The sequence below is a fragment of the Mycolicibacterium iranicum genome (assembly GCF_002101705.1).
GTDB lineage: Bacteria > Actinomycetota > Actinomycetes > Mycobacteriales > Mycobacteriaceae > Mycobacterium > Mycobacterium iranicum.
Window position 1 is genome coordinate 1 of sequence record NZ_LQPC01000063.1, and the last position, 1,697, is coordinate 1,697.

Sequence of the window (1,697 nt, forward strand, 5' to 3'; positions counted from 1 at the left end):
CCCGGATTTTGCGTGGTAATTGGTGTGGGTTCGGTGTGATGCCGAGTTGTGTTGTTGGGTAGTGGTTTTCGTGTGGTGGCGTAGAGGTGCTGTCCCGTGTCGCCGGGTGGGGCGGGCTTTCCTGGGGCCTGTGGGTCCTTCATCGTTGATGGGTCCGATGGGGTGGGGTGTTATCCGAAGGCGGTGCGGACGCGGTGCCAGGCGGCGGCGATCGCCGCCGCCCAGCGCCAGGTGGCATCGATGCGTAGCCGCAGTTGGCGGGCGCCGCGGGTGATACGGGCGGCCACGTGCAGGACCCGGTAGCGGAACGTGGTGATCTCGACGCGGGCCAGAGCGCGATCGCTGGCGAACCCGATGAGGCGGGTCCAGGTGACCAGGTCAGCGGCGGCCAGGACGATTTCGAGCCAGGCAGCATTGGCCCAGAAGGAGTGGCAGGGCAGGTTACGCAGCCCGGTGGCTTTGAGTTCGCGGATACGGTCCTCGACGCGGGCGTGCTGGCGGTGCCGTAGTTCCAGACCGGCGACCTGACCGGGTACGACACCCGGTGGTGTGTCGGTGATGAACGCGGTGACCCGCATGCCGTCGGCGTCGGTGAACCGCAACTGCGCGCCGGGGTGGGGGCGTTCTTTACGCAGGATCAGCCGGGTCCCTTCGGGCCAGGAGGCCAGGTTGACCAGGTCGGTGGCTTCAGCGACCCACGCGCCGTCGCGGATCCCGCCGTCGGTGTCGATCGCTGGATACCAGCAATCGCCGAGGTTGAGGGTGTCCACGGCGTCCTGGACGCGGGTATCGACGGGGTACCCGAAGGAGAACCCGGCCCCGGCGGCCCGGCACGCTGCGGCGAATTTGTGGGTGGATCCGGCGGTATCGCAGCGCACCAACACCTTCGGGGCCTCGGGGTTGTCGGGATCGTCGGGGTTGGGCCGCCACGCCGCTGGCAGCGATGCCAAAGCCTGGTGCAGGACGATGATGTGGTCGGAGGCGGTGTTGGAGCCGGCGTTACCGTTGCGCAGCAACCCGGCCAGGGCTTCGCCGCCGGCGATGTCGGGGCGGTCCAGAAACGCCAGCAGCGGGTGCAGCCCGAACGTTTTCTTCCAGGTCGGCGCAGCCCCGGCCTTGTTGTCGGAGTGATCGATCACCAGCGTGGCATCGATGTCGATATGCAGCCAGCCGCCGGTGGTGGGGGCGGCTCCGACAGCCCAGGCCGCTGCCCGCGCCGCGGCTCGGGCTGCGCGCACCCCGGGTAGATGCGCGGCATCGATCCGCTCATCGATCAGCCGCCACATGGTGGTCGTTGAGGCCTTGGCCCCCAGGACGTGCTCCCGGTCACCGCACAGCTGACCGACCGCGTCGATGCAGTCCGCGCCGTCGGCGACCGCGGCCGCCAGATCAGCGAACACCTCCCCAGGCGCATACACCCACGGGCCGCGGTAGGTGTCGGCCAACGCGGCCGTGACCTGCGCCGATAAGCCGGTCCGGTCGGCAAGCTCACGCAGCATGCCCATCCCGGCATGCGACACAACGCCATGGCCGTCGGCGGAAACTTTCACCGGCGATGCCGCCGCGATATTCTTCACCTGCGAAGTGCCTTCCCGTCAGGGTTTTTGAACCGTAGAGAAGTCCAATTATTCCTTGCAGGACAGGCACTTTCGCTTATCTACACACCCCCACAGTCAACATTCCACGAAAAATCCGGG

1 protein-coding gene is annotated in these 1,697 nt (G+C 67.5%); it reads right to left on the bottom strand.

Going from position 1 to position 1,697, the window contains the following annotated elements; all coding sequences use genetic code 11:
- Positions 1 to 170: 170 nt before the first annotated feature.
- Positions 171 to 1,577: an IS1380 family transposase gene (locus AWC12_RS27200; protein ID WP_016341434.1), complete on the bottom strand. Its 1,407-nt coding sequence runs from the start codon at positions 1,575 to 1,577 to the stop codon at positions 171 to 173.
- Between the last annotated feature and the right edge of the window lie 120 nt (positions 1,578 to 1,697).